The organism is Lactococcus hircilactis (assembly GCF_009601015.1).
Classification (GTDB): domain Bacteria; phylum Bacillota; class Bacilli; order Lactobacillales; family Streptococcaceae; genus Lactococcus; species Lactococcus hircilactis.
The window spans coordinates 1-603 of record NZ_WITJ01000048.1; the positions used below are offsets into that span (position 1 = coordinate 1).

Annotated in this window: 1 pseudogene; it reads left to right on the forward strand. The window is 39.1% G+C overall.

The features are described 5' to 3' along the window. Nucleotides 1–78: 78 nt before the first annotated feature. Nucleotides 79–603: pseudogene (locus tag GHI93_RS12775) on the forward strand (transposase); the annotation flags it as partial.

Genomic DNA, 603 nt, shown 5'->3' on the forward strand with positions numbered 1-603 from the left:
TGGATATATACTATAAAAGTGGACACAAAATAATGTGTTATAATTTGTCTCATAAGACACAAAACAGAAAGGCTTACTATGACCTATCATCAACGCTACGACGAGGAATTCAAGCAATCCCTCGTCAATCTCTACCAAACTGGTAAACCTCAAGCAGACCTCTGTCGCGATTATGGTGTTTCCTCTTCTGCCCTCTCAAAGTGGATTAAACAATACTCTGAGGTCAAACTTGAAGATAATACCGTGATGACTGCTAAGCAAATTCGAGACCTTCAGAAACGCTTGGCACAATTAGAAGAGGAGAACCTTATTCTAAAAAAAGCAAGTGCCATCTTCATGCAAAACTCAAAATAAGACTTGAAGCCATCTATCGACTGCGATTCGAACACGCGATACAAACGCTGTGTCGCGTGTTACGTGTCAATCGCTCCACCTACTATCAATTTCTTAATCACACCCCCTCAAAACGTGACCTAGAAAATCAAAAGTATCGAAAGCTTATTTTAGAGATTTACATCCAATCAAAGAAAAGACTTGGGACACGTAAAATTAAAGTCATTCTTCTGCGTGATTATGGCGTAAAACTTTCCGAAGGACGAATTT